The sequence below is a fragment of the Bacillus sp. FSL M8-0266 genome, assembly GCF_038613425.1.
Lineage (GTDB): Bacteria > Bacillota > Bacilli > Bacillales > Bacillaceae > Bacillus > Bacillus pumilus.
In genome coordinates this window covers 527,523-551,457 of record NZ_CP152015.1, presented here as the reverse complement: position 1 = coordinate 551,457, position 23,935 = coordinate 527,523, and the positions used below count along the sequence as shown (strand labels likewise).

28 protein-coding genes and 7 tRNA genes are annotated in these 23,935 nt (G+C 41.6%); 6 read left to right on the top strand and 29 right to left on the bottom strand.

Annotation, left to right across the window (positions count from 1 at the left end; all coding sequences use genetic code 11):
- The first annotated feature begins 128 nt into the window (after positions 1-128).
- Entirely contained in the window at positions 129-860 is a 732-nt protein-coding gene (locus MKY83_RS02700; RefSeq protein ID WP_065097497.1) for a glycoside hydrolase family 16 protein, read from the top strand.
- A 42-nt stretch (positions 861-902) separates the two neighbouring features.
- Here the strand turns inward: MKY83_RS02700 and MKY83_RS02695 are convergent, their stop codons facing one another.
- A complete protein-coding gene (locus tag MKY83_RS02695) occupies positions 903-1,304 on the bottom strand; it encodes a MerR family transcriptional regulator (RefSeq protein ID WP_044140590.1) in 402 nt (133 codons plus the stop codon).
- A gap of 220 nt (positions 1,305-1,524) precedes the next feature.
- Between MKY83_RS02695 and MKY83_RS02690 the strand changes: the two genes are divergently transcribed.
- Complete coding sequence (locus MKY83_RS02690; protein ID WP_342488106.1) at positions 1,525-2,574, top strand: NAD(P)-dependent alcohol dehydrogenase; 1,050 nt, start codon at positions 1,525-1,527, stop codon at positions 2,572-2,574.
- Positions 2,575-2,822: 248 nt separating this feature from the next.
- Positions 2,823-3,284 carry a CarD family transcriptional regulator gene (locus tag MKY83_RS02685; RefSeq protein ID WP_044140588.1) on the top strand — a complete coding sequence of 154 codons (462 nt, stop codon included), beginning with the start codon at positions 2,823-2,825 and terminating at the stop codon, positions 3,282-3,284.
- Between the two features lie 283 nt (positions 3,285-3,567).
- Here MKY83_RS02685 and MKY83_RS02680 read toward each other — a convergent pair whose 3' ends face one another.
- From MKY83_RS02680 to MKY83_RS02665, 4 genes are all read right to left on the bottom strand, one after another.
- Positions 3,568-3,771: a cold-shock protein gene (locus tag MKY83_RS02680; RefSeq protein WP_003214229.1), complete on the bottom strand. Its 204-nt coding sequence runs from the start codon at positions 3,769-3,771 to the stop codon at positions 3,568-3,570.
- 285 nt (positions 3,772-4,056) lie between these two features.
- Positions 4,057-4,563 (bottom strand): GrpB family protein, encoded by a 507-nt coding sequence (locus MKY83_RS02675; protein ID WP_044140587.1) that lies wholly within the window; start codon positions 4,561-4,563, stop codon positions 4,057-4,059.
- Positions 4,564-4,782: 219 nt separating this feature from the next.
- The gene (locus MKY83_RS02670) at positions 4,783-5,577 is read right to left on the bottom strand and encodes an alpha/beta hydrolase (protein ID WP_342488105.1); all 795 of its coding nucleotides are present in this window, start codon (positions 5,575-5,577) and stop codon (positions 4,783-4,785) included.
- A 145-nt stretch (positions 5,578-5,722) separates the two neighbouring features.
- Complete coding sequence (locus MKY83_RS02665) at positions 5,723-6,058, bottom strand: helix-turn-helix domain-containing protein (RefSeq protein ID WP_034666063.1); 336 nt, start codon at positions 6,056-6,058, stop codon at positions 5,723-5,725.
- A 177-nt stretch (positions 6,059-6,235) separates the two neighbouring features.
- Here MKY83_RS02665 and MKY83_RS02660 point away from each other — a divergent pair, with 177 nt between their 5' ends.
- On the top strand, positions 6,236-7,210 hold the full coding sequence (locus MKY83_RS02660) for an NAD(P)-dependent alcohol dehydrogenase (RefSeq protein ID WP_342488104.1): 975 nt from the start codon (positions 6,236-6,238) through the stop codon (positions 7,208-7,210).
- Between the two features lie 301 nt (positions 7,211-7,511).
- Positions 7,512-7,856, top strand: coding sequence for a hypothetical protein (locus MKY83_RS02655; protein ID WP_342488103.1), 345 nt, complete (start codon positions 7,512-7,514; stop codon positions 7,854-7,856).
- A 97-nt stretch (positions 7,857-7,953) separates the two neighbouring features.
- Here MKY83_RS02655 and MKY83_RS02650 read toward each other — a convergent pair.
- The 13 genes from MKY83_RS02650 to MKY83_RS02590 form a co-directional block, all read right to left on the bottom strand.
- A tRNA-Leu gene (locus tag MKY83_RS02650) sits at positions 7,954-8,037 on the bottom strand.
- Between the two features lie 48 nt (positions 8,038-8,085).
- Positions 8,086-8,168, bottom strand: a tRNA-Leu gene (locus MKY83_RS02645).
- A gap of 7 nt (positions 8,169-8,175) precedes the next feature.
- Positions 8,176-8,251: transfer RNA gene (locus tag MKY83_RS02640), tRNA-Lys, on the bottom strand.
- Positions 8,252-8,281: 30 nt separating this feature from the next.
- A tRNA-Gln gene (locus tag MKY83_RS02635) sits at positions 8,282-8,356 on the bottom strand.
- A 20-nt stretch (positions 8,357-8,376) separates the two neighbouring features.
- A tRNA-Glu gene (locus tag MKY83_RS02630) sits at positions 8,377-8,448 on the bottom strand.
- A gap of 9 nt (positions 8,449-8,457) precedes the next feature.
- Positions 8,458-8,548 (bottom strand) — tRNA-Ser (locus MKY83_RS02625).
- Between the two features lie 4 nt (positions 8,549-8,552).
- A tRNA-Asn gene (locus MKY83_RS02620) sits at positions 8,553-8,627 on the bottom strand.
- Between the two features lie 208 nt (positions 8,628-8,835).
- Positions 8,836-10,683: a sigma-54-dependent Fis family transcriptional regulator gene (locus MKY83_RS02615; RefSeq protein ID WP_342488102.1), complete on the bottom strand. Its 1,848-nt coding sequence runs from the start codon at positions 10,681-10,683 to the stop codon at positions 8,836-8,838.
- A gap of 108 nt (positions 10,684-10,791) precedes the next feature.
- The gene (locus MKY83_RS02610; protein WP_342488101.1) at positions 10,792-11,886 is read right to left on the bottom strand and encodes an FAD-dependent oxidoreductase; all 1,095 of its coding nucleotides are present in this window, start codon (positions 11,884-11,886) and stop codon (positions 10,792-10,794) included.
- Between the two features lie 18 nt (positions 11,887-11,904).
- Positions 11,905-13,050, bottom strand: coding sequence for a dihydrolipoamide acetyltransferase family protein (locus MKY83_RS02605; RefSeq protein ID WP_185108390.1), 1,146 nt, complete (start codon positions 13,048-13,050; stop codon positions 11,905-11,907).
- Between the two features lie 17 nt (positions 13,051-13,067).
- A complete protein-coding gene (locus MKY83_RS02600) occupies positions 13,068-14,105 on the bottom strand; it encodes an alpha-ketoacid dehydrogenase subunit beta (protein WP_185108388.1) in 1,038 nt (345 codons plus the stop codon).
- Between the two features lie 20 nt (positions 14,106-14,125).
- Positions 14,126-15,103 carry a thiamine pyrophosphate-dependent dehydrogenase E1 component subunit alpha gene (locus MKY83_RS02595; protein WP_342488100.1) on the bottom strand — a complete coding sequence of 326 codons (978 nt, stop codon included), beginning with the start codon at positions 15,101-15,103 and terminating at the stop codon, positions 14,126-14,128.
- A gap of 191 nt (positions 15,104-15,294) precedes the next feature.
- Positions 15,295-15,768, bottom strand: a complete 474-nt coding sequence (locus MKY83_RS02590; RefSeq protein ID WP_065097540.1) for a SprT family protein — start codon at positions 15,766-15,768, stop codon at positions 15,295-15,297.
- 99 nt (positions 15,769-15,867) lie between these two features.
- Between MKY83_RS02590 and cmpA the strand changes: the two genes are divergently transcribed.
- Positions 15,868-16,002: a cortex morphogenetic protein CmpA gene (cmpA, locus tag MKY83_RS02585; RefSeq protein ID WP_113768720.1), complete on the top strand. Its 135-nt coding sequence runs from the start codon at positions 15,868-15,870 to the stop codon at positions 16,000-16,002.
- A gap of 19 nt (positions 16,003-16,021) precedes the next feature.
- Here the strand turns inward: cmpA and MKY83_RS02580 are convergent, their stop codons facing one another.
- From MKY83_RS02580 to MKY83_RS02530, 11 genes are all read right to left on the bottom strand, one after another.
- Complete coding sequence (locus MKY83_RS02580) at positions 16,022-18,181, bottom strand: Tex family protein (protein WP_044140575.1); 2,160 nt, start codon at positions 18,179-18,181, stop codon at positions 16,022-16,024.
- A 76-nt stretch (positions 18,182-18,257) separates the two neighbouring features.
- Positions 18,258-18,857: a PP2C family serine/threonine-protein phosphatase gene (locus MKY83_RS02575; RefSeq protein WP_044140574.1), complete on the bottom strand. Its 600-nt coding sequence runs from the start codon at positions 18,855-18,857 to the stop codon at positions 18,258-18,260.
- Positions 18,857-19,645 carry an RNA polymerase sigma factor SigB gene (gene sigB, locus MKY83_RS02570; RefSeq protein WP_319610760.1) on the bottom strand — a complete coding sequence of 263 codons (789 nt, stop codon included), beginning with the start codon at positions 19,643-19,645 and terminating at the stop codon, positions 18,857-18,859. The genes MKY83_RS02575 and sigB overlap by 1 nt, the downstream gene beginning before the upstream one ends.
- Positions 19,611-20,099, bottom strand: coding sequence for an anti-sigma B factor RsbW (rsbW, locus tag MKY83_RS02565; RefSeq protein WP_044140573.1), 489 nt, complete (start codon positions 20,097-20,099; stop codon positions 19,611-19,613). Before rsbW ends, sigB begins: the two co-directional genes overlap by 35 nt.
- Positions 20,096-20,425, bottom strand: a complete 330-nt coding sequence (locus MKY83_RS02560; RefSeq protein ID WP_044140572.1) for an anti-sigma factor antagonist — start codon at positions 20,423-20,425, stop codon at positions 20,096-20,098. The genes rsbW and MKY83_RS02560 overlap by 4 nt, the downstream gene beginning before the upstream one ends.
- A 59-nt stretch (positions 20,426-20,484) precedes the next feature.
- Positions 20,485-21,492 carry a PP2C family protein-serine/threonine phosphatase gene (locus tag MKY83_RS02555; RefSeq protein WP_065097543.1) on the bottom strand — a complete coding sequence of 336 codons (1,008 nt, stop codon included), beginning with the start codon at positions 21,490-21,492 and terminating at the stop codon, positions 20,485-20,487.
- A 10-nt stretch (positions 21,493-21,502) separates the two neighbouring features.
- A complete protein-coding gene (locus tag MKY83_RS02550) occupies positions 21,503-21,904 on the bottom strand; it encodes an anti-sigma regulatory factor (RefSeq protein WP_003214085.1) in 402 nt (133 codons plus the stop codon).
- Positions 21,905-21,906: 2 nt separating this feature from the next.
- A complete protein-coding gene (gene rsbS, locus MKY83_RS02545; protein ID WP_003214235.1) occupies positions 21,907-22,275 on the bottom strand; it encodes an RsbT antagonist protein RsbS in 369 nt (122 codons plus the stop codon).
- Positions 22,276-22,279: 4 nt separating this feature from the next.
- A complete protein-coding gene (locus MKY83_RS02540) occupies positions 22,280-23,110 on the bottom strand; it encodes an RsbT co-antagonist protein RsbRA (protein ID WP_342488098.1) in 831 nt (276 codons plus the stop codon).
- Between the two features lie 114 nt (positions 23,111-23,224).
- The gene (ndoA, locus tag MKY83_RS02535) at positions 23,225-23,575 is read right to left on the bottom strand and encodes a type II toxin-antitoxin system endoribonuclease NdoA (RefSeq protein ID WP_003214169.1); all 351 of its coding nucleotides are present in this window, start codon (positions 23,573-23,575) and stop codon (positions 23,225-23,227) included.
- A 4-nt stretch (positions 23,576-23,579) separates the two neighbouring features.
- Positions 23,580-23,861: a hypothetical protein gene (locus tag MKY83_RS02530; protein WP_003214273.1), complete on the bottom strand. Its 282-nt coding sequence runs from the start codon at positions 23,859-23,861 to the stop codon at positions 23,580-23,582.
- Between the last annotated feature and the right edge of the window lie 74 nt (positions 23,862-23,935).

Genomic DNA, 23,935 nt, shown 5'->3' with positions numbered 1-23,935 from the left:
TGAAATAAGAGAAAAATCTAGTAAAAAATCCTCTTTAATATCATATATTAGACCGATTTTCCATTTCGAGAGAATCATGTATGATCAATTAAGAAAGCGCTTTCAAAACAAGAGAGGGGAATGCCTACATGTCTTACCGTGTGAAACGAATGTTGATGCTGCTTGTCACTGGAATAGTATTGAGTTTATCCACATTTACTGCGGGTGCCTCGGCCCAAACAGGCGGATCGTTTTATGAGCCTTTTAACAACTATAATACGGGGTTATGGCAAAAAGCCAATGGGTACTCGAATGGAAACATGTTTAACTGTACGTGGCGTGCAAACAATGTCTCCATGACGTCGTTAGGGGAAATGCGATTATCGCTCACAAGTCCTTCCTATAATAAGTTTGACTGCGGAGAAAACCGTTCCACTCAAACATATGGCTACGGGCTTTATGAAGTCAGTATGAAACCAGCCAAAAATGTTGGGATCGTGTCTTCGTTCTTTACTTATACAGGACCGACTGATGGTACGCCTTGGGATGAAATTGACATCGAATTTCTTGGAAAAGATACGACAAAGGTTCAGTTTAACTACTATACCAATGGTGTAGGAAATCATGAAAAGATCGTCAACCTTGGTTTTGATGCAGCAAACTCTTATCACACGTATGCATTTGACTGGCAGCCCAACTCGATCAAATGGTATGTGGACGGACAATTAAAACATACTGCCACTACTCAAATCCCTCAAACTCCAGGAAAGATTATGATGAACCTCTGGAATGGTGCAGGTGTCGATGAATGGCTCGGCTCCTATAACGGTGTTACACCACTCCACGCGCATTATAACTGGGTGCGTTACACAAAAAGATAACCACACCACAAAACCTGTGACAAGTCACAGGTTTTTCTTCATTTAAATAGAGCTGGTTTTTAGTTGATGAACTAGCTTTTGTTCATAACTGTGGATAATATCTTCATAACTTTCTATCTTGTAATCTAATCGCTTAATCGTCTCTTCGATTTCCTTTTGCTTTTCTACAAGTCTTTCTCTCTCATTCACCAAAATACTTTTTCGCGAGGACAGGGTATGATCCTCGCCCTCGATAAATAAAGCAGTATATTCTCGAAGTGCATCAATTGAGAGACCCGCATTTCTCATACATTTGATAAATTCAATCCACTGAATATCCTCTTCTGCATAATCACGAACACCGTTTTCATCACGACGGATCGGTCGAATTAAACCAATATTCTCGTAGTATCTGAGCGTAGCAGTAGATAAATTGAGCTGCTTGGCGGCTTGTGCTATTTTCATTGTTTTCACCCTTCTCTTCTTCTTCTCTCACCTTATGAAAAATGAAATTCCTTCTTCTCATCATCTCCAATTTGATAGAGAACGCAAGATGCTTTTGGCTCAATTCTTTATTTAAGGATGTTGAAAAGCCTGAAGAGGGTTCTCTATTGACTTAGAGTTCACTTTAAGACGTACAGTATAGAAGTAGAACAGAATCTTACTTTTGAAAGGATGATTTAGAATGTGTCAGACGCACCAATCAAACGTTTTAAGTGTTTCACATGCAAAAGCGAACTTTGAACGGACAACCATTGAACGAAGAGCGCTTCGTCCACATGATATTTTAATTGATATTCAATTTAGCGGGATCTGTCATTCAGATATCCACAGCGCCTTTGATGAATGGGGCGGCGGTATTTTCCCAATGGTTCCGGGTCATGAGATTACTGGAGTCGTGGCCGATACCGGCGATGATGTGACGAAGTTTCAGATCGGAGACCGCGTAGGTGTTGGCTGTTTTGTTGATTCCTGCGGCACCTGTGAATATTGCCAAAATGGAGACGAGCAATATTGCAAGAAAGGAGTCGTCCAAACCTATAATAACCTCGATTATGACGGGGAACCAACTTACGGCGGCTATAGTCAGAAGATTGTCGTGACAGAGCGCTTTGTCGTCAGCATTCCAGATCAACTATCCCTTGATGTCGCAAGTCCTCTTCTCTGCGCTGGCATTACCACTTATTCTCCGTTAAAGCACTGGAAGGCAGGTCCTGGCAAAAAAGTCGCCATCGTCGGGATGGGCGGACTCGGTCATGTGGCCATTCAATTCGCACGTGCACTTGGCGCTGAAGTCACAGTATTGAGCCGCTCTATGAATAAAAAAGAAGAAGCACTGTCATTTGGTGCAAAAGACTATTTTGCTACAAGTGATCCTAATACCTTTCAGACACTAGCCGGACAATATGACCTCATTCTCAATACGGTCTCTGCTAATATCAATGTAGACGCCTATTTGTCCTTACTTCGAGTGGACGGAACCTTGGTGAATGTCGGTGCACCACCTGAGCCAGATCAATTCCATGTCTTTTCATTAATCACCGGGCGCCGCAGCATTGCTGGTTCACTCGTTGGCGGCATCCAAGAAACACAAGAAATGCTCGATTTCGCAGCTGCTCACCATATCGCACCACAAATTGAAGTGATCAACGCAAGTCAAGTTGATGAAGCGTATGAACGTGTGCTGAAAAGTGATGTGCGTTATCGGTTTGTCATTGATATTTCGACATTATGATCGGATTCTATCTGGAAAGACCAGCTCAATGGCTGGTCTTTTTTAATGGTGGATATCCTGTTTTTCTTGTAATGAGATTCTAGAGGATATATTCAAAAATCATCCAACATTTTCATGAAATAATCTCTTTTTTTTAGAACTAAATTTATTGACAAAAAATAAATAAACATGTTATTATTAAAAATTTGATTATTTTACCCCTAAGTGTGGTACCCTTAAAGTAGATACATGATATGGAGGCGGATGATATGTTTCAAATTGGTGATAACATTGTTTATCCAATGCACGGAGCAGGTATAATTGAAGCCATAGAAGAAAAAGAATTTTCTGATGAAAAACAACAGTATTATGTGATTAATATGTCAATCAGTCATATGAAAGTGATGATTCCAACACGGAAAATATCGGGTTCACGCATTAGACCTGTTACAGATATACTGGCATTAAACAATGTGATGGACATTTTCCAGCATGGCGAATCAGTTCAAATACCGACATGGAAAGAACGGCATACAATTAATACAAACAAAATAAAAACGGGTAGCATCCAAGACGGTGCTGAAGTTGTACGTGACCTGATGCGTATGAAAAAAGAGAAAGCACTAAATGCAAGTGAAAAGAAAATGCTAGATGATGCCCATGAATTTTTGCTAAGTGAATTAGAGGTCATCGAAGGGATTACAGAAAAACAAATCAAAAGTTTCTGTTAAGAACTCTGCCGCTCTTTTGGGCATCCCTCACCATTTTTGAATTCAAGTTCTCTGATCCACCCTTCAATTAATGAAAGAAAAAAGAATTTATTTAGGCAAATTCCGCATATTGTAAATCCAATATGCTATACTGTTGATAAACCTTTGAAGCATGAATTTTTTTACGATTACCTTGTAACATCTCCCTACTTGTACGCTGAGTAGGGTTTTTTATTGAAGAAATAAATGAAAGCACAAAAAAAAACAGGCTCTCTACAGAGAACCTGTTTTATAAAAATGAAGATTAAGCAGTTTTTTGAACGTTAGCAGCTTGAGCTCCACGAGAACCTTGCTCTACGTCAAAAGTTACTTTTTGACCTTCGTCTAAAGATTTGAATCCGTCACCTTGGATAGCTGAGAAATGTACGAATACATCGTCGCCTTCTTCACGTTCGATAAATCCAAAACCTTTTTCTGCGTTAAACCATTTTACTGTACCTTGTTCCATGTTTGTTGCCTCCTAGTGCGTTATCACACAATGTATTATACTATCCTTGCCCAAAGTATCCTCAAGACGAAAAGTCTTTCTTCATGCTATCCTTTACGCCGAACAAAAATAATTAATCTTATTGTAACATGATTCGGAAATAATTGCAATTTAGATTTAAAAGAGCACAAAATGTGCTATGGTAACACAAATAAGACAGGGATTTAATGATGAAACGTTCATTTAGCTATGTTCAATCATTTGCGCATAAAATATGTTATTTTCAGCACGAAAAGCAACCTTTATCTAAATTCTCTCTAAAATCGACTGAACAAAGTTAGTTTTTCCCTCGGCATATTTGTGTTTGTCTTTTTTATTTAAACTTGATAGGTTCAGTTTGAGCTGCTCGTACTCATTTCTCACTAATTCGTTACTTCTTAAATAATCCCTGAAATTTAACTGTTCAAGTAAATACCTATTGCCTGTTTGATACATATGGATTTGGTGTGTACGTGGTTCTCCTTTGTTGAAATAGTGTCTTTCAGGTAATACATTGATTCCTCTATATGAATAACCAAGCTCTTGCAAAGCTGTTACACACTGTTTCCCGTCAAGAAAACAATCTATTTCAATCGCAATATCTATAATGGGTTTCGCACTCAAACCATTTACTGCTGTACTTCCAATATGATGCACATTCACCGTGTACTGCCCAATGACCTCTACTATTCGTTTCTTTTCCCTTTCAAATTCTTTGCCCCATTCAGCAGACCAAGGAACTAAAAAAACTTCCCCTCTTGGTAATCCAAGCATAAGCTCCACCCCTCCTTATTATTTCGTTGTTTAGTTGGAAATTTCAGCACAACCTAATTGAAGCCTTTCGATCCATTAGAACGACTTATTATAAGATAACTCAAACAAAAAGCCCACTTACTTAAGTTGAGTGGACTTTTTCGTTTAGAAACTATAAAAATCATTAATACAGCCATGAACCCGAATCAAGAAAACTTCTATTTATACAAAGGTGTACAACTACACATTTTCTGACTCAAGTCTGATTAACCAGTTATGAACTAATGAGTTAAATACATCGGGTTGTTCGATTTGCAAGTTGTGGCCAGCCATATCAAGCACTCCAAAGGTTGCCCTTGGATAGTCTTCGATCAGCCGCCACGCATCGTGATATCCAACTACATTGTCTTGACGCCCTGTGATAATGAGCGTGGGATACTGAAATTCAGATGAAATGTCGAAGGTATAGCCATATCCATTTTGAAGAATGTTATTGATGAATTCATGATTTGTTTGTTTTGAAGGAAGGTAAATTTCATCTCGAAACCTCTCCCATTCCGGTTTTCCTTGCACAACTGCCATGGAGCAAAATTCATCCGTCTCCTCTGGAGAGAGTTGTGATATCAAGCTGCTGTCACTTTTTAGAACGGTCTTCTCTGGCACGACTCTTTGATCGAATACAGGTATAGTCATTGGGGCCACAAGTAGTAATCCACGAACGGTTTCTAGGCGTGAATGAACAATACCTCTAGCTATGTACCCTCCATACGAATAACCACAAACAATAAACTGTTCATCAGGGATCATTTCGTCCAAAAGACGCAATACCGCTTCTAACATATCATCAGAATTCTGAATAGATGGATGCGGCTCGGAACGTCCCATACCCGGTAAGTCTATGTATATTCTCTTCCAACCGCTTTGTTTTTCAAATACCGGTTCAAATGCATATAACATCACTTGATGGTCAAGTGTCCAACCATGTAATATAACGATCGGATATCCTTCTCCAATGACTTTATGGTAAATTGACATGTATTTGCATCCCCTTTTCTAGCGCTTCCCTAGTAATCTCAAGATTTTTTGTTGTTTTTCTTCATCATAGCTTAAAGTGAATAAAATCTTTGTTAGGAAGCTATGCTATGATTCCCCAACGAACTTCTCACGTAGATGGATTTTATTATGACTTTGATTTTTCTAATTGGTTTTCGCCCCATAAAAGAAGTTGTTCAAATATAGGGATCAGCTCTAGTCCTGCCCCAGTCAATGAATATTCTACTCTTGATGGAACTTCATTATACTGAACTCGTTGAACAATTCCGTTTTCAATCAGGTCCTTTAATGATTGATTGAGCATTGTTCCTGTAATTCCATACACTTTACGCTTTAACTCATTATATCGAATCTCCTTGTAACTACATAGTACAGCTAAGATTTTCAAATTCCATTTTCCCGCTAATATATTTAATGCATAACTCGCTGGAGCTATCGCTTTATTCAGCTCACTTTCAGTCATATTTTATCCACCCCTTAGTCAGTTTTTCCTTCCTTAAGCAGTTTATATTGCGTACTTGTTAAATCAATTCCATTTATTATAATCAAATATGTAAACCGTGTCATCCATGTAATAGAGAGCAAAATTGATTATAATACCCTTCAAGTTAATACTTTTTCAAGGAGATGGAGTGAGTAAATGAAAAATGAACAGATGCGTGCTGCACAATATTCTAAATATGGATCACCGAATGTTCTTTTTGAAGATTCTATATCAAAACCTGTTATAGAATCTGGAGAAGTACTCATTCGTGTACATGGGTCTAGTGTAAACTCTATGGATACACTGTTTCGATCAGGTAAGTTAAAACTATTAACGGGTAATCAATTCCCTAAAGGGACAGGAGCAGATTTTTCTGGAGAGGTTGTTGAAGTAGGATCGAACGTAAAAAGTTATCAATTAGGTGATAAAGTGTGGGGGGTTCTTCCTATGAATCTCAGGAGCCAAAATGGTAGTGCCGCTGAATATGTAGCTATATCACCTGAGAAAATATCTAAAACTCCTACAAAGATTGATCTCATACAAGCCGCGGCATTGCCTGGCGTAGGTGCTACTGCAATTATTGCCTTAAAATATCAAGCTAAACTTAGAAGAGGCGAAAATTTACTTGTACGTGGTGCAAGTGGAGGAGTCGGAAGCATTGCGATTCAAATTGGAAAAATGTTAGGTGCTCATGTAACTGCTCTTGCAAACGAAAAACATCTCACTTTTCTTCAAGAGCTAGGTGCAGACGAAGTACTTGATTATAAAAAGACGTATCCTACTGATCTTAAAAAGTTTGATGTAGTCATGGACACAGTTGGAACTGACCTCAAACATTATAGGCGCCTGCTTACAAAGAACGGAAGAATGGTTACTATTGGATTTCCTAGTTTTTCGTCTTTCATATATATATTAGCTTCAACTACTTTCGGTTCTCGTAGAGTTCGCACATTCAGCGCAAACCCCAAAAATGAACTTTTAAAAGAATTAGCATCTTATGTAGATTCCAACAAGGTCAGACCAGTTGTTGATAGCATTTATCTTTTATCTGATGTTGCCAAAGCTCATCATTCCTTAGAAACTGGAGGTGGACGAGGAAAACGTATCATAAATTTACTTGATAACAAATAAACCATCAAATGACATGACATTATTCAATTTTTCTGTTGTAAGAGGTACATGCTTGGTAGCCATTTCAAATCTTCCAGCTCTTCTAAAGTATTCAGCTGCTTCTAATGCAAAGTCTTCAATATCACTATACATTTTCCTACTTTTTAAGAACCCAAAACATCGGTCTAACAAATGCTTATCTTCTTTTAAATACAGACCTTGAAGAATGTTAAATTTCGAAATATACTCGACATCCATACAATTCAAATATTTTACATGTTATGATGAATTTGTAATAAAACCAAACTGAGGGGGAAGTATTATGAATAAACTTTACAAGGGATTAATTGTTTCAGTATTATCAATTTCTTCATTAGCTCTTCCAGCTTTAACAAATCAAGCTTCTGCGCAAGAACCTGCAAAAATTCACAATATAGCAAAGCCTACAAATGAAATTGGAACGGTCGATTTCCATATGCTAAGAAACTCAAACGTTGGATTGCTGTATGGCTATTCAAGATGGGAAATCATCTCTGGCAGTCACCTTATTAGCATTAGTTCTAGTGGTGTCGTATCTTCTTACTCATCACTGGGCACGGCGTTGGTTTATGCCTATGATATAAACGATAATTACGTCATTTTTAAGATTACAGTTGAACCTCGATAATTAAAAAAGTCCACTTACTTAAGGTAAATGGACAAATTCATTTAAAAGTGATAAAAAATTAAAAAAACCAAAGGTCTACCACCTTTGGTTTTTTAGATGCGGCCGAGAGGACTTGAACCTCCACGGGTTATTCACCCACTAGGCCCTCAACCTAGCGCGTCTGCCATTCCGCCACGACCGCGTGTATGATGTGCTCATATATTCATAAGTGCACTGTTTGAAAAAACAATGCGGGTGAAGGGACTTGAACCCCCACGTCATAAAGACACTAGATCCTAAGTCTAGCGCGTCTGCCAATTCCGCCACACCCGCGTGACAATGGTGAGCCATGAAGGACTCGAACCTTCGACCCTCTGATTAAAAGTCAGATGCTCTACCAACTGAGCTAATGGCTCATCTGCTATGCAGAAAAACATATAAAAAAATGGCTGGGCTAGCTGGATTCGAACCAACGCATGACGGAGTCAAAGTCCGTTGCCTTACCGCTTGGCTATAGCCCAACGAATCAAAAAACAAAACATGACCCGTACGGGATTCGAACCCGTGTTACCGCCGTGAAAGGGCGGTGTCTTAACCGCTTGACCAACGGGCCATAAAATAATGGCGGAGAAGGAGGGATTTGAACCCTCGCGCCGCTCGCGCGACCTACACCCTTAGCAGGGGCGCCTCTTCAGCCACTTGAGTACTTCTCCATTATGGCTCCGCAGGTAGGACTCGAACCTACGACCGATCGGTTAACAGCCGATAGCTCTACCACTGAGCTACTGCGGAATAATAAGACATGTTTCATTATATATATGCCAGAAAAATGTGTCAAGAATTTTTAAGCGTTTCATCCCTGCTTCATTTGCGACGGCTTTTATAATTTAACATATACTAATATAACAGTCAAGCCTTTTTCCATGCCATTTGTTTACTTGGCATAAAGCCCCCGACCTCTTCACGTAGACCAAGGGCCTTGATGCAGCCTTCCATGAGATTAAGACAGATGAAACTTTCTCATCCATTTATAAAAAGTACTTCTTGGCACTCCTGCTAACCTCGCTGCTTCTGACACATGACCTTTTGTTTTATGCAGTGCTTCTATCACTGTTTGCTTTTGAATGCGTTCCCTGAATGTGAGTTCTTTTGGAGTTTCAGTACACTCTGCTGGATGCAGCTTCTGCTTTTTCTGATCAATCGCCTCTAATACTGAAGCATATTGCGATTCACCAATCCATCCGCCTTGCGGAAAGAGGACCCTTAGATGTTCAAATAGGTTAAAAAGCTCTCGTATGTTTCCTGGCCAATGATACTCCTGTAATTTCTGGAAAAATGATTCAGGAAACGCCGCATGCCAGTGGTGCTTCTTTTGATAATAGCGATATAAATCATGAATGTCTTCTTTTCTTTCTCTAAGCGGCGGGATATTGATCGGATAGACATGAAGACGGTAATATAAGTCTTCTCGTATTTTTCCTTCCTTCAGCAGTTCGTTCATATTACGGTGAGTCGCTGTAATGATTCGAATATCCAAAGGGATTTCGTGTGTCCCGCCAAGCGGTACGACTACCCTTTCTTCTATCACCCTAAGAAGCGCTACTTGCATCGCATATGGGATTTCGCCAATTTCGTCTAAAAAGAGTGTTCCTTTATGAGCTTGTTCAAATTTCCCTTTAGCTCCGTGACGTTTTGCCCCTGTAAAAGCCCCTTCAGCATAGCCAAATAATTCGCTTTCTAAAAGGCTTTCAGGAATGGCTCCGCAATTAACAGCAATAAACGGCCCTCTATGCCTTTCACTGGCTGAGTGAATAGCTCTAGCGGCCAGTTCCTTTCCTGTACCTGTTTCTCCCCAAATATATACATTTGCATCTGTTTGTGCCGCTCGTTTCACTTCGCTGAGCGTCTGTTGAAATACCTTACTTGTTCCGGATTCCCCGGGAAATTGAGCAAAAGAAACGGTTATGCTGCTTTTCGCTGCTTCTTCAAGGGAAAGGGATATGCCTAGCATCTTTCCATCTTGCTCTGATTGAATGATCTGCTTTCCTCTGATAACAAATGGATGATCCTTAAGCCGCTCGACATCCATTCCATACCAGTCTGAAAATCGTTCTCTAATCGACCTGCTGGCAGAAACAATTTGCTTTTTTTCATTACAGACCACATACGGTTCGTCTGCTTCCACCTGCTGGAGACAGTGAGTGATTAGCTCCATCTCCCTCCTTTTTTGCTGGACTTGAATTTCTCTCTCGATGGCATAAGCAACCGTTGAAGCCATTCCAAGCATAAAAGGGTGCTTGTTATCCGTCATACAGGAGATGTCAATCACCCCTATGATTGTACCGTCTGCATCGCGAATAGGAGCGGCTGAACAACTCCAATGGTGAGAGGCGATAGAAAAATGCTCAGTTCCATTGATCGTCACCGCTTCTCCGATGACGAGTGCCGTTCCGATCGCGTTTGTCCCTACATCTGTTTCGGTCCAGCGCGAACCCTCCATAAAATTAATTCTTCTTGCTTCCACCATCGTTCTTTCGCTTCCTGTCAGACTTAGCACATAACCGTCTGCATCGATGAGTAAGGCCAGCATGTCAGATTCTTTTAATTGCTGACTGATTTTATTTAAGTAAGGGAGAGCCGCATTTAGGAATAATGAATATTTCTTTTTTTGGGCACTGAATCTTTCCTTTTCTAACAACGACTGTCCTTTATCTAAATACGGATTCACATTTGCCTGTTTACACCTGTGCCATGATTCCACCACTCTCTTATTCAGACGAGACTGATCAAGCAAACCTTCACGAACAAAACGTTTCCACGTATTTAAATAACAAGGCGTCGGATTCATTCCATCCTCTCCTCTAGGGGCTTTTTATTCATTATAGATAATTATAAAAGCGCTTTCAATTATCAGTAGCTAACCCAAGAAGTCAATCGGATAGAAAAGGTGCCTTTTTCAGCAGTGCACCGCTCGTCCAATGGTTTGCAGCAAGGCTTCGTGTATCGCCTCTGAAAGTGTCGGATGTGCCGCAATAAACTGCTCTAAAGTATCAGCGGTCAGCTCTGTATGCATCATCACCGCCGCTTGTCCAATCAGTTCTGTTGCATGAGCAAGCTGGACCCCACCTGTTACATCACCGCACGCATAGATATGCGGGTGATTGGTTTGCATATGTTCATTGACGTAGATGCCGTTTCTATCAAAATCAATACCAACCTGATCAAGATTCAATTCTCCAAGCTGCGGATTTCTGCCAATGGCCACTAAGCAAAGATCCGACTGGATTTCACACCGCTCTCCTTGATTATTCTCCACCACTACTTTTCTTGAAGAGGAATCAAGCTGTTTGACTGCGGCGGACGTCAAAATGTCTACACCCGTTTCTTCGAGCTCATCGTGAAGACATTGTGCTGTATCACGATCTTCTTCAGGTAAAATGTGCACTGCCCGTTCAACCATGACAACCTTTGATCCCATTCTGCTAAAGATGCTCGCAAACTCACAGCCGATCACCCCGCCCCCAATGATGCAAAGCGAATCTGGTATCGAAGAAAGTGACATGGCATCCTTGCTGTGAATGATCCATTCGCCATCAAAAGGTGCAAAAGGTAAAGCAGCAGGCGCTGCCCCTGATGCAATAATGATTTGTTTTGCTTGAATGATGTCAGACTTCCCTTCACTTTCTATCAATAGCTCATGTGCTGATAGAAATGAAGCCTTCCCATTCACCACGGTAACTTTGTTTTTATTCATCAAGTAGCGAACACCATCAGTGAGCTGCTTGACGACAGATTGCTTCCGTTTTTGGACAGCATTCCATTGGATGATAGGCTCATGTTCTGGAAGCTCAATTCCAAAATGTCCAGCCGATTTCACATGCTCATACATATCGGCGCTTTGCAAAAGTGCTTTGGTCGGAATACAGCCTTCATTGAGGCAGGTCCCCCCCAGCTGACCTTGATCAATTAACACAACCTCCCTGCCGAAACGGGCGGCTGTTATGGCCGCCACATAACCTGCTGGTCCGCCTCCTATAATGACCAGTGTCATGGTACGTTCACCTCCTTCCTATAAAAGAGTGGATATTGGTTCTTCTAAATGTGCTTTGACCGTTGATAAAAATGCGGACGCCGGCGCTCCGTCCAGCACGCGGTGATCAAACGTAAGACTGAGAGGCAGGATGGTCCCTTTGCACAATTCATCATCTCGATAAACCGGGGTGTCATACATTGTTCCGACGCCCAGGATACCCGCTTCCGGCGGATTCAAAATTGGTGTGAAATGCTCTACACCATAGGCTCCAAGATTGGTCAATGTAAAGGTCGAACCTTGGATTTCATCATGGAGAAGCTTTCCTTCACGTGCTTTTTGGCCATAAAATTTAATGCTCTTCGCTAGCTCTATCAGCGTTAACCGCTCCGCATGCTGAATGACCGGTACAGCCAATCCGTTATCTAACGCAGCAGCAATCCCAAGATGAACATTCTCAAAGGTTTCCACAACTCCGTTATGATATTGACTGTTCATCGCAGGATGTTCTAACAACGAAAGGATCGCTGCTTTGGCTACAAAATCGGTGATGGTCAACTTTGTATCGTAACGTGCTATGGCTGTTCCATTTAGCTGTTGTTGTAAGTTTGTAAGTTGTGTCACGTCCGCTTTCATCGTAATGGTTAATTGTGCACTTGTTTGCAGGCTCTCCATCATTCTTGAGGCAATTGTTTTCCGCATCATGTTAATAGGCTGATGCTCTGTCTCATTTTGTTTTTTCTCTTCTTGTTTTTTCTCTTCCCGTTCAGGAAGCGCATGAAGCACATCCTCTTTCGTAATTCTTCCACCTGGTCCTGTCCCCACGAGCGTATCAATGTCTAGGTTTGCGCTATTCGCCATTTTACGGGCAACAGGTGAGATTTTCTTTCTCTCTTTCTTTGGTTTTGACTGGTTGTCTCTAGCTTTCTTTTCCTCCACTTGTTCATTTCCTTCACCGATATAGCAGATGACCGTGCCAGGCGGTACACCTTCTCCCTCTGACACTTTTATATCCAATATGGTTCCTTCAGCAGGTGATTCGATCTCCATTTCAATTTTTTCGGAGTTGATGCTTGCAATGCTTTCTCCTTTATTTACGGTCTCACCAACCTCCTTATTCCAGACAGATACCGTTCCTTCTTTCATCGACATGCCCAATTTAGGCATCACAACTTCGACAGCCATCTCCCTCTCTCCTTTCTTTAGTTCAAGATCTTCTCATGACTCTTGCCAATCATCTCTAATACAGTGTTCACAACTTTATCAGGTGTTGGCAGATATATATCTTCAAGAGGTGGTGAAAATGGTACCGGTGTATGAGGAGCCGTCACTTTTTTGATTGGAGCATCAAGTAAATCAAATCCTTTATCTGCAATCAAAGAAGAGATATCTGCGGCAATTCCGCACCTTGGATTTGCTTCATCGACAATGACAAGTCGATTTGTTTTTTCTACTGAAGTCAGAAGGGCCTCTTCATCGAGCGGCGACAAGCTTCTTGGATCAATCACTTCCGCTTCAATACCTTGAGCAGCTAACTCTTCTGCTGCTTCGAGTGCTGTATGCACTTGTTTGCCTACTGCAAAGATTGTTACATCAGATCCTTCTCTCTTCACATCTGCTTTACCAAGCGGCAGTGTGTAATACCTCTCCGGCACATCTCCTGTGATATTGTAAAGCGTCTTGTCTTCAAAAAAGATGACAGGGTCCTGATCCTCGATGGCTGCCAGCAGCAGCCCTTTGGCATCATATGGTGAAGAAGGCACAACTACTTTCAAACCAGGGATGCTTGTAAATAGTGCATACAAACTTTGCGAATGCTGGGCCGCTGCTCTAAAACCCGCCCCATGTGTCGTTCTAATTGTGATTGGCACCTCTGCTTTTCCGCCAAACATGTATCGAAATTTTGCGCCTTGATTCAGGACTTGGTCCAGACAAGTACCGATAAAATCATTAAACATAAGCTCCGCAATTGGTCTTAGCCCTGTTGACGCAGCTGCCATAGCCGCACCAACATATCCAGCTTCACTAATCGGTGTGTCAAGGACACGCTCACGTCCAAATTCCTGTACGATTCCTTTCGTTACACCAAGAACACCGCCCCATGCTTCATCATCCTGTAAGTGATCTACATGAGCGCCTCCCGCAACATCTTCTCCCATTAAAATGACATCTTCGTCTCTTCTCATCGCCAGTTTAATCGCTTCATTCAAAGCACTAGACATGCTGATTTCTCTTGTCATTTCCCTCTCCCCTTTCTGATTTATTGATACGAAACATACACGTCGGTCAATAATTCGGATTGATCTGGATATTCACTTTCTTCACTGAATCTAACCGCTTCATCTATCGCTTCTGCTACAGCCGCTTCAATACTTGATATCTCTTGATCCGTCAGCAGCTGCTCCTTTAATAATTCATTTTTAAAAAGCGTGATGGCATCTTTCTCTTCTTGGTGTTCTGTTTTTTCTTGGTTTGTTTTGTAGCGCTGGGCGTCTCCTTCAAAATGACCATAATTCCGATATGTCATGCATTCAATCAATGTCGGACCTTCTCCATTTTTTGCTCGTTCTATCGCTTGTTCTGCTGCTTGATAAACGGCTGTCACATCTTTTCCATCTACTTGAATACCCGGAATACCATAACTGGCGGCTCGATCCACAATCGATTTGCAGCTTGAAGCATAGGAAAATGGCGTCGCTTCCCCGTAACCATTGTTTTCTGCGATGAAAATGACTGGCAGTTTCCAGATAGCGGCGAGGTTGATTCCTTCGTGAAAAGTCCCTTGATTGTTTGCACCATCCCCAAAAAAGCAAACGCTTACATTATCTGTCTTTTTATATTTAGCTGTGAGGGCTGCCCCGCACGCAAGTGGAAAGCCGCCTCCAACAATTCCGTTGGCACCGAGCATTCCTTTATCAAAATCTGCAATGTGCATAGATCCACCTTTTCCTTTACAAAGGCCTGTGGCTTTTCCATAGATTTCTGCCATCATTCCTTTTAGATCACAGCCCTTAGCGATACAATGACCGTGGCCACGGTGAGTACTTGTAATACTGTCTTGTTCATTCAGATGAGCGCAGACTCCGACAGCAACAGCTTCTTCACCAGCATAAAGATGGACAAAACCTGGCAAGATCCCTTTTGTAAAAAGCGTGTGTACTTGATCTTCAAATTGGCGGATTTCCTGCATTTTTTGATACATCCAAACGTCTTTTTCTTTTGTGAGTGCCATTTCCATGATAAAACCTCCTATCTTTTTTGCTTGCACTTCTATACAAGCAAAAAGCGTGCCAACATCATGGCGCTTGAAAGCCTAGGCTTTGAGCGATTCACATCGATCAAAAAAGAGACAAAATGAGACTTGCGTCTCTATTTGTCTCAATGTGTCTACTTCATCTCACAAAAAAAGCATCCCTAAAGGAATGCTTATCACTCTGAACCGATTGTACGCTTCCATTTTAATTTTCCTTTGCAGACGCCGCACACATAACGAGAGGTATCAAACCGTCTTTTCCTGATAAAATACTGACCGCATCCTGTGCAGACATATTCATGCCGTTTCTGTACACGCCGTTTATTTTGTACGGTCTTTAGCGGTGTACAAAAACGCGGGGCTCCTACTTGTTTTAATAACTCTTTAAAGGAACGGTCACGATGCTGATAGCCTTTCCCCTCAAGATGCAGATGATAATGACACAGCTCATGCTTAATGATCCCGATTAATTCTTCTCGTCCATGTTCCTCTAGGTATCGGCGGTTCAGTTCGATATTGTGTGTACCAAGTAAATATCGCCCGCCTGTCGTTTTGAGACGGTCATTAAAAACAGCCTGATGGCGGAATGCCTTACCAAAGAAATGCTCAGAAATATGCTCTGTTAACTGCTGTAACTCGCTCTCCTTCAATCAAGATCGTTCCTTTCTATAAAAACATCGAACAGGACAATTTCCCCTTTGCATACATTGAAGGTACACCCACTGTTTTGATCAAAGGAGGAATGGGCGATGCCCAACTGGCTGAAAAATCAGATGCAGAAGGCTTTTTTCGAAAAAAATCATTACCAAATCAAGTTGCTGAATCAATGCTGGTACTTCTACAGAAAAAAAAATTCAGTCACATCAAGGCACACCCCATCCTAAGGTGCGCCTCGTTTTTTGTTTACTCTGGTTTCAGCATGGAGAGGGCAACGCGGCCTTTTACCTGATCAACGGAGTCCACCCATACAGTCACAATGTCACCAACTGATACAACGTCAAGCGGATGCTTCACAAAACGGCTGCTGAGCTTAGAAATATGGACAAGCCCGTCCTGTTTTACACCAATATCAACGAATGCGCCGAAGTCTACGACGTTTCTTACCGTTCCTTGCAGCTCCATTCCTTGCTTCAAGTCCTCCAATTTCAACACATCTGTTTTTAAAAGAGGTTTTGGTACTTCATCGCGCGGATCACGCTCGGGTCTTGTCAGCTGATCGATGATGTCCTGAAGTGTAATGATACCAATATCAAGCTGCTCTGCTGCTTCATCCAGTTTGACCTCTGCGATTTTCTCCTTTAATTGCTCTGTGCCAAGATCATTTGGTGTCATCTTGATCATGCGTAAGAACTGTTTTGTTTCTTTATAGCTCTCTGGGTGAATACCTGTCCGATCAAGTGGATCTTGTCCATCTGCGATGCGCAGGAAACCGATACACTGCTCATAAGTCTTTGCCCCAAGTCTTGGAATGTCCTTTAGCTCTTTTCTGCTTGTGAATCTCCCAATCTCTTCGCGGCGCTTGATGATATTCCCTGCGACGGCTTTTGAAAGACCTGACACATATTGCAGCAGCGCCTGTGAGGCCGTATTGACGTTCACACCGACTTGGTTGACGACCGTCTCTACCACGAAGGTTAACGAGCTGTTTAATTGCTTTTGGCTCACGTCATGCTGGTATTGGCCCACTCCGACAGACTTCGGATCAATTTTCACGAGCTCTGCTAAAGGATCTTGTAATCTTCGAGCAATGGATATGGCGCTTCGTTCTTCGACTTGCAGGTCTGGAAACTCTTCTCGCGCCAGTGCAGACGCAGAGTATACGCTTGCTCCTGCTTCATTCACGATCAAATAGGAGACCGGCTGATCCAACTCTTGAATGAGGTCTGCAATGAATTGTTCAGTCTCTCTTGAGGCTGTTCCGTTTCCAATCGCAATGACTTCAATATTTGACGATTGAATGATCTCTTTCACTTTTTGTTTGGCTTCCGCTTTTTTCTGCACAGGCGGATGCGGGTAAATGACGCCGATATGATGGACTTTGCCCGTATCATCCACGACAGCTAATTTACAGCCTGTACGAAACGCAGGGTCCACTCCAAGTACACGTTTCCCTTTCATCGGCGGCTGAAGTAGTAGTTTTCTTAAGTTTTCAGCAAAAATATGAATCGCTTGTTCTTCTGCTTTTTCTGTCAGCTCTTTGCGTATTTCTCGTTCGATGGAAGGCTGAATGAGGCGTTTATACGCATCGTCAATTGCCGCTTCGATAAACGGTCTCGCCGTCGTCTGTTTGCCTTTTATGACTTGTTTGTCGAGATAGAAACGAATATTTTCAGCAGGTGGCTCGATGGCTGCCTTTAAGATGCCTTCTTTCTCTCCACGATTAACCGCTAGTACACGGTGAGGCACTATCTTTTTGATGGGCTCTTGATAATCGTAATACATTTCATAGACATTTTTTTCATCGCTTTCGATGTCTTTTCCTGATGTGACTAGACTGCCCTTTTGGTACGTTTCGCTGCGAATCCATTTCCGCATATCAGGATCATCTGCCAGCTGTTCAGCAATGATGTGCTGCGCGCCTTCCAGTGCCTCTTCTACACTTGTTACTTCCTTTTCTTCGTTGATAAAAGAAGCGGCCTTCTTCTCGATCTCATCGTTTGGTAGCGTGAGTACATATTCAGCCAGCGGCTCGAGCCCTTTTGCTTTGGCTACATTTGCTTTTGTTTTACGTTTTTGTTTGAATGGCCGGTATAAATCTTCGACCTCTTGCAGTTTATGAGCCTGCTCAATTTTTTGTTTTAATTCATCCGTCAGTTTGTCTTGTTCTGCGATTAATCGGATGACTTCTTCTTTTCGGTTCATGACATTTTGGATATATGTATAGCGCTCTGAAATGGTTTGAATTTGCACCTCATCCAGTGAGCCTGTCTGCTCTTTCCGGTAACGGGCAATAAACGGGACGGTGTTGCCATCCTCTAAGAGCTTGATGACACTTTCAATTTGTTTTGTTGAAAGCTTTAATTCTGTTGCAATTTGTTTCAATAAAAAGTCAGATGTCTTCATACTTTGCATCCCCTCACTGTGTCTTCTCTTTTAGTGTATCAAAAAAACCGGCAAAACAGAAAAAAGGTCAGCTATTTTACGTGAGCTGACCAAGTACATAGGTGAGATCGTCCTTCTTGTCTTGTGTGTATGTTTCAAGTTGTTTGGCAATGTCTGCAACTGAATGACTATGCTTTAAACACATTCTCATGTTTGGCACATTCAATCCGTCTGAATACATAATGAATGTTGATCCTTTTTCGTAGGAATAGGTGTATGTTTTATATTTTCTAGGTTTCCCTGATAAGTATCCTGATGTCGGAAGTGGATAAATATAGTCGCCAGAAGGGGCATTCAAGATGAACCGAATATTACCAACCGAACAATAGGTAAATTGCTGCTGGGAAAAATTCACCTTTAAGATCGCAACTGTGGCTCCGCGTTTATTTTTCATCGCCTGATTGCATCTTTCGATGAGGGTCGTCATATCCTCATGTCCATATTCTTCGACAATTTCGCTGACTAAAGAAGATGATTCATTGGCGAACTGACCGCTGCCTAATCCGTCTGCCACAGCACAAATTAGTTCTTCATCATCTGCTTTAATAAAAAAACTGTCCCCGCAGCATGATTTCCCTTCTTTATTCGATTGATAGATAATGGCATTCACATGCTCGTGCTGTTCAATCTGCTTCATTACCCTAGCTCCATAGACGCATCTTCTGATAATGCATCTCGTAGCTTTTTAACTGCCTTCCGTTGCAGTCTCGATACATGCATTTGGGATATCCCTAGTAAATCGCCTGTTTCTTTTTGACTCTTATTTTGCAAATAAGTCAGGTTGATAATCTCTTTTTCTCGATCTGTCAGAACATGAAGCACACTCTCAAGCATCATTTTTTGGTTTACACGTTCGTAGCCCTCTTCTTGTGAGCCGACAACGTCTAAAATGGTGACTGTACTTCCTTCAGAATCAGCCTCTACGCCTTGGTCAACAGACAGTGCTTGATAGCTTTTGCCCATCTCCATGGTTTCCAGTACTTCTTCCTCTGTAACATCTAGATATTCTGCAATGTCTTGAACTTTAGGTGACTTTTGCGTCTCCGTTGTCAGATGATCAACTGCCATCTTGATTCTTGGTCCAAGCTCTTTGATTCGCCTTGGTACATGGACACTCCATGTTTTATCTCGTAAAAAGCGTTTGATTTCCCCGATAATAGTTGGAATAGCAAAGGCTTCAAATGATTTACCGACGAGTGGGTCATATCGCTTAATAGCGCCAAGTAAACCAATCATTCCAACTTGTCTGAGATCCTCATGAAAGCTTTTTCCTTTTGAATATTTTTTTGCCAACATATCGACCAAGTTTGTATAGCATTCGACCAGCGTGAGCTGCGCCTGCTCATCTTGATTGGATTGATAGCTTTGGATAAGGCGATCCACTTCATCTTTAGTTAGTTTCATAGTTTTGGATGGTTGTGTCATGGTCAACTCGCTCCCTGTTTAAAAACTTTGTCATCGCAACGGTAACTCCGGAGTTTGCTTGCACCTCGACTTCATCCATCAATGTTTGCATTAAGTATAAACCAAGACCTCCTTCTGCCAATTGATCCACCGTATGAGCAGATGTGTAAGGCCCTAATCCTTCCTGCTTTTGCTTAAAGTCAAAGCTACCGCCTTTGTCCGCGACAATGATTTCTAGACGATCCTCGTAGACAAGAAAGCGAACAGCTACCTCTCCATCTTCGCCGTGTTCACCTTTGTAGGCATGCTGAACTGCATTTGTACAGGCCTCACTGACGGCAATTTTTAAGTCTTCAATCTCTTCGTAAACATAGCCCATTCGGCTTGCTACGCCTGAAAGAGTCAGGCGGATGATGCCTACGTATTCTGGTTTCGCTGGGATTTTCATCTCGATTAGATCTACTGATTCGTTCATTGTACCCCACCCTCTGTCTTTGCAGAAATGTCAATGATGTCCTTTAGTCCAGTAATTTCAAACAACCTTACAAGCCGTTCTGACAAGTTCTCAAGCTTTAGTGTTCCACCTGCTTTTTGAGCCGCTTTAAACAGCCCAACAAATACACCTAATCCTGTACTATCCATATACGTAACATCCTTCAAACAAATTTCAAGATGCTCTCCCGCCTCGGCTTTAGGCATGAGTGTTTCTCTTAGCTGAGGAGCTGAGTACACATCGATTTCTCCGCTGACACTAATTTTCGTTTTTTGATCTATTTGATGCTCTTTCACTGTCATATTCATTATGCATTCACCTCGAAATTCTTGTTTCCTAGAATTTTATATACCCGCATCTTCACTTTCTAAACCTTTCTTTTGAGCACAAGTAAAGTGAAGTCATCGTGAAGCTGAAAATCTTGTAGCTTGAGTAAGCTGGCATAGATAGCATCGACCATTTCCTGAGCTGAGTAGGATAGGTGCTCTGCTATAAGCGCTTTGATATCCTCCCGCTCTAAAAAGCCGTCCTCCGACTTAGATTCTGTGACACCATCAGAGAATAAGATCACCATATCTCCTACGTCCAAATGCTTCTCATACTGCTTATAATCAAAATCTGGTGCGATTCCAAGTACAAGCCCTTTTGCATCTAAATCGTAAAATTGGTTCTCTTTATTGCAATAGAAAAAGCCCGGCTCATGACCAGCCGATGCATATTTAAATTCATGCGTTTCTTTATTATAACTGCCATAAAACATGGTGATAAACATACTTGGGTCTACGTTTTGCTCGACAACACGATTAAGGGTTTTCAGCACTTTAGTTGGGCCGCTCCCTGACTCAGGCAAGGAATCCATCGCATATTTAATCATCGACATACAAAGCGCAGCTGGGATTCCCTTTCCAATGACATCTGCGATCGCAATATTAATCGTATCGTGATCCGTCACAAAATGGTAATAATCTCCACTCATCTGTTTTGCCGGTACACTGATCGCCCCAATATCGAACGTATCTCCTTCTGGAATTTTCGTTTCCAGAAGGGTTTGCTGAACATTTGCAGCAATTTCAATTTCAGATTTAATTTCTTGCTGGATGCCTCTAAGTGTTAAATGTTCCTGATAGGCAAGTCCGTACCCAATCATGACTTCAATTAAGAAGTCTAGTGAATGAAAAACATCTTCCGGCAAATCAGGGTAAAGCTCCTGAATCACTTTTCGGTGAACACTCACTATTTCTTCAGGAGGTATTTGATGCTCAATGGTTTTACGGCTAAATTTTTGAGCTTGATAAAGCGATGTTTCAGTTAAATCACTGATATAACGACTGAGCAGCTGATGGTACCGCTGCTCCATTACCTCCTTAAAATCCATGGTTTCCCTCCTAGCGAAGCCACTTAACAGCTTGTATCTCCGTTCCTTGTTCTGGTGCAGAATCTAATTTAAATTCATCCATCAGTCTTCTGACGCCCGGCAAGCCTGCTCCGAGTCCGCCTGATGTAGAAAATCCGTCTTCCATCACTTTACGTATATCCATGATGCCAGGCCCCTCATCGGCTGCGATGACCTTGAGTCCACGCTTTCCGCGCTCCATCACTTCTTCTATACAAATCTGACCTTTACCAGCGTATAAATAGATGTTTCGAGCTAATTCTGAAATGGCCGTCGTAATTCTTGCTTGGTCAACTGTTCCAAAACCAAGTTCTTTTGCAACATTGCGCCCCAATTGTCTTGCTGCGACTATATCCCATTCCGTCAATATTTTCACACAGGATTGGTCTTTCATATCTATTCCCCCAATTCCCGCTTCAGTGTCTCAAGCCCTTGTTCAAGATCTAGTGCTGTCTGAATTTCTTCCAGTGATATACCAAGTTCAATAAGCGTCACAGCGACTGCCGGCTGTATTCCTGTTAATACAACTTTTGCCCCCATGAGCTTGGACATGGTGATCACATCACCTAATACCTTTGCGATAAATGAATCAATCATATCGACAGATGTTAAATCAATGACAACACCGTTTGCTCCTGTTTCATGAATTTTATTCAGTAAGTCTTCTTGAAAGTGAAGAGCTGTTTGATCATCAAGCTCCCACTGTATTGAAATCAGAAGACAGTTATATAGTTTTAAGATTGGAATCTTCGGGTGATTTCTCAATTGGTTATCCCTCCAATGAAACAATTTTTCGATTTGTCATTTCCAAAGCAGTTTGAATTCCTTTTTGAAGGGTATTCTTTGTTGTAACCTGTGATAAATCAATTCCAAGGTTAACGATCGTTTGGGCTATTTCTGGGCGAATACCGACAAGTAAACACTTCGCTCCTACTAATCTCACAGCCTCTGACGCTTGAATGATATGGTGGGCCACCATTGTGTCCACGACAGGTACACCCGTGATATCAATTAAGACGACCTGTGAGCGATGTTTGACAACACCATTGAGCAGGTTCTCCATAATTTTTTTCGCACGATCTGTATCAATTGTTCCAACAAGTGGCATGACGGTGATGTGCTCAAATACAGGAATTAGCGGGGCAGAAAGTTCCTGCAGCGCCATTTTTTGAAGGCTGACGGTTTTTTCCCATGAGATGGAGTACTGGTTTAAGATCTCGTTATGGATGGGTGTGATGAATCGATCGATTTGCCAAATGAGGTCATGACTTTCTTGTGTTGTATCTTTGTCATCGTTCATTTTTTCATATAAATGTGTACGGATTTCCGTTAGACCGTTTGCCAGTAACTTAAGTGATATACCCATTTGAACAATTTTTAAAGCAAAATTTTGCACTTTTTCTTCAAAATCCTCACTATCCCCCTCTGAAAGAGATGTAATGATTAGTTGAACATATTCCGAACAGATGGTTTCATACATTTTGTCGTTCAGCATCATGTCCGTTTCTTTTTCTCCGAGTCGTTTTAAAATGTCCGTCCACTCTTTTTCTAATTCCTTTTGATGCTTTCTTGCAAAAGCTAACACGATATGATTCGACATGTTTTACCCCCTACTTACATTTAAAGCTCTTCTTTAGTCTTTCTTCATTATAACGTTAATAAAAATTGAACACAAAAAAAAGTTGCTCCAGTAGAGCAACCATATCTCACCATATTAAAAATCAATAAGAGCCAAACTAACTTGTAAGGCTTCATCAACCTTCTCCATCATCTCATCATCAAGATGTGTGATTTTATCTGTCAATCTTTGTTTATCGATTGTACGAATCTGTTCCAAAAGAATGACAGAATCTCGTTCAAAGCCGTAGCGCTTTGCATTAATTTCGACGTGAGTCGGTAATTTCGCTTTTTGTATTTGGGCTGTTATGGCTGCAACGATAGCAGTCGGGCTAAAGCGATTTCCAATGTCATTTTGAATCACCAATACCGGGCGAACCCCGCCCTGCTCGGAGCCAACAACAGGAGATAAATCAGCAAAGTAAACATCACCGCGTTTAACAATCAAATGTTTAACCCCCGCTGACTAATCGCTCAACTGTATTCTCAGCCTCAAACTCTGCGTATTGTGCCTCTGAAGAGATATTCAGATTAATTTTCGCCATCTCCATGTAGCCGCGTCTCATCGATTCACGATTTTGTCGAATATTACGTTCACGAATATACGTTTTTGTCGCTCGGTAGATCAATTCATTTCTTGTTACCTTATCCTGCTCTGCTACTCGTTCGATCTCAGACATTAAAGCCTCCGGCAGTCGAATCTTCATTTCATTTGTTGCGCTGGATTCAGACAAAAAACATACACCTCCACAAAACTTACGGATACCGTATCGATCCATTCCAAGACTAATCATACCATTATTCAATG

Coding starts and splice junctions, on each gene's coding strand:
- MKY83_RS02665 (WP_034666063.1), bottom strand. CDS start 6,058: ATGACTGAAAGTGAGCTGAATAAAGCGATAGCTCCAGCGAGTTATGCA.
- MKY83_RS02550 (WP_003214085.1), bottom strand. CDS start 21,904: ATGAAAGACCAATCCTGTGTGAAAATATTGACGGAATGGGATATAGTC.
- MKY83_RS02595 (WP_342488100.1), bottom strand. CDS start 15,103: ATGGAAATGGCACTCACAAAAGAAAAAGACGTTTGGATGTATCAAAAA.
- MKY83_RS02580 (WP_044140575.1), bottom strand. CDS start 18,181: ATGAAGACATCTGACTTTTTATTGAAACAAATTGCAACAGAATTAAAG.
- MKY83_RS02675 (WP_044140587.1), bottom strand. CDS start 4,563: ATGCTTGGATTACCAAGAGGGGAAGTTTTTTTAGTTCCTTGGTCTGCT.
- MKY83_RS02695 (WP_044140590.1), bottom strand. CDS start 1,304: ATGAAAATAGCACAAGCCGCCAAGCAGCTCAATTTATCTACTGCTACG.
- MKY83_RS02605 (WP_185108390.1), bottom strand. CDS start 13,050: ATGGCTGTCGAAGTTGTGATGCCTAAATTGGGCATGTCGATGAAAGAA.
- MKY83_RS02575 (WP_044140574.1), bottom strand. CDS start 18,857: ATGAAGCAGATTGAACAGCACGAGCATGTGAATGCCATTATCTATCAA.
- rsbW (WP_044140573.1), bottom strand. CDS start 20,099: ATGAACGAATCAGTAGATCTAATCGAGATGAAAATCCCAGCGAAACCA.
- MKY83_RS02555 (WP_065097543.1), bottom strand. CDS start 21,492: ATGGATTTTAAGGAGGTAATGGAGCAGCGGTACCATCAGCTGCTCAGT.
- MKY83_RS02600 (WP_185108388.1), bottom strand. CDS start 14,105: ATGACAAGAGAAATCAGCATGTCTAGTGCTTTGAATGAAGCGATTAAA.
- MKY83_RS02610 (WP_342488101.1), bottom strand. CDS start 11,886: ATGACACTGGTCATTATAGGAGGCGGACCAGCAGGTTATGTGGCGGCC.
- MKY83_RS02680 (WP_003214229.1), bottom strand. CDS start 3,771: ATGGAACAAGGTACAGTAAAATGGTTTAACGCAGAAAAAGGTTTTGGA.
- sigB (WP_319610760.1), bottom strand. CDS start 19,645: ATGACACAACCATCCAAAACTATGAAACTAACTAAAGATGAAGTGGAT.
- MKY83_RS02685 (WP_044140588.1), top strand. CDS start 2,823: ATGTTTCAAATTGGTGATAACATTGTTTATCCAATGCACGGAGCAGGT.
- MKY83_RS02700 (WP_065097497.1), top strand. CDS start 129: ATGTCTTACCGTGTGAAACGAATGTTGATGCTGCTTGTCACTGGAATA.
- MKY83_RS02660 (WP_342488104.1), top strand. CDS start 6,236: ATGAAAAATGAACAGATGCGTGCTGCACAATATTCTAAATATGGATCA.
- MKY83_RS02540 (WP_342488098.1), bottom strand. CDS start 23,110: ATGTCGAATCATATCGTGTTAGCTTTTGCAAGAAAGCATCAAAAGGAA.
- MKY83_RS02670 (WP_342488105.1), bottom strand. CDS start 5,577: ATGTCAATTTACCATAAAGTCATTGGAGAAGGATATCCGATCGTTATA.
- MKY83_RS02690 (WP_342488106.1), top strand. CDS start 1,525: ATGTGTCAGACGCACCAATCAAACGTTTTAAGTGTTTCACATGCAAAA.
- cmpA (WP_113768720.1), top strand. CDS start 15,868: ATGCCCAACTGGCTGAAAAATCAGATGCAGAAGGCTTTTTTCGAAAAA.
- MKY83_RS02615 (WP_342488102.1), bottom strand. CDS start 10,683: ATGAATCCGACGCCTTGTTATTTAAATACGTGGAAACGTTTTGTTCGT.
- MKY83_RS02560 (WP_044140572.1), bottom strand. CDS start 20,425: ATGAATATGACAGTGAAAGAGCATCAAATAGATCAAAAAACGAAAATT.
- MKY83_RS02655 (WP_342488103.1), top strand. CDS start 7,512: ATGAATAAACTTTACAAGGGATTAATTGTTTCAGTATTATCAATTTCT.